This is a genomic window from Bacillus sp. JJ1474 (assembly GCF_036965225.1).
Lineage (GTDB): Bacteria > Bacillota > Bacilli > Bacillales > Cytobacillaceae > Cytobacillus.
Genome location: NZ_JBALPC010000343.1, coordinates 1 through 1,210, shown reverse-complemented (window position 1 = coordinate 1,210; position 1,210 = coordinate 1). Strand labels below are relative to the sequence as shown.

Below are 1,210 nucleotides of genomic sequence, written 5' to 3'. Positions count from 1 at the left end.
GTAGAACCATCATCACAAATAATGAATTCCCAATCTTTAAAAGTTTGACTTACTATTGACTCAATTGCTTTTGAAATAGTTTCTTGACTATTAAGTACTCCCATTATTACTGATACTTTTGGCATCATTTCCACCCTCTCTTTCTGGTATTTTTTGTCAAACCTAAACCAAATCCGCCCAAGCTTCATCAGTATCGAAGCTTAATATAAATAATCCTTTGTTTTCATATATTATTTCTTTACTCATTTAATAAATTTCCGTCCTTACATTGATAAAGTTTTCTACTAATATCATCTACAATTTCAATAAACTCTAAATTATTTTTCTTTTTCCAAATTAAAATTTCTTTTTTCATTAATACTTCGTCAATTATAAATTTTTGAGTATACATGTTTAAGTTTGCAATACCTTCATATCGAAATTTTGAAATAATAAAACTATTTTTATCTAACTTTAAATCCTCTACAACCTCAACTATTTGAATTTCTTCAATATTGCTTTCATTGTCTATCATATTTTTTATACTACCAAGAATGTGTTTGATACGGTTATTCCAACCTTTTTTTCTACCTAAAAGTTTTAAATTTATTATTTGGTTATTAACAAACCAATTTATGTTAGATGGTAAGTTATTATTAAGTTTAAAATTAAAGAGAAAGTTATTGTAAGTAGAATCTGTCCATTTTTGTTTATATATTCCCATTCCTTTTGAAAAGTCAAAGATTTTAATTTCTTGTTCTTCTATTAAGTTTTGGAATAATTCCATTAAATGAACGTGTCCAAGTGAAATTTTTGAAAAAGATGGATGAAAACCAGGAATATAATCAATTAGTCTATTATCATCTTTAAATGCAAATAGAAAAGAGATTACCTTATTATCTAAACAAAGAATAGATAGATCAATTTTACTTTTTTTGGCTAACCTTTCAATTAAATTATTATAAAATTCTTTATAATCAGGTTCACTATATCTGCTAGTATTTAATACTTCTTGAAATCTTATCTTATGGATATAAAATGTTTGATCAATCAAATATTTATAATTTCCCCAAGATTCACTATCATTTATCCGTATTAAGCTAACTTCACCTAAATTGTATAATTTTTTACTAAAAGCTTTTAATTCGTTTCTTTTCTTTTTTTTTGGTATTTGACGTTTCAAAAACTCATCCCAATTACCATCTAGATAATTGTAAGGACAGGAATATTG

The 1,210-nt window shown here is 25.0% G+C and carries 2 protein-coding genes; both read right to left on the bottom strand.

Translation table 11 applies throughout. The features are described from left to right. On the bottom strand, positions 1–128 hold a 128-nt coding region (locus V7164_RS25560; RefSeq protein WP_335355644.1), incomplete at its 3' end, for a glycosyltransferase family 2 protein. A gap of 110 nt (positions 129–238) precedes the next feature. Continuing rightward, positions 239–1,210: GNAT family N-acetyltransferase (locus tag V7164_RS25555; protein ID WP_335355643.1), on the bottom strand; the 972-nt coding region annotated here is incomplete at its 5' end.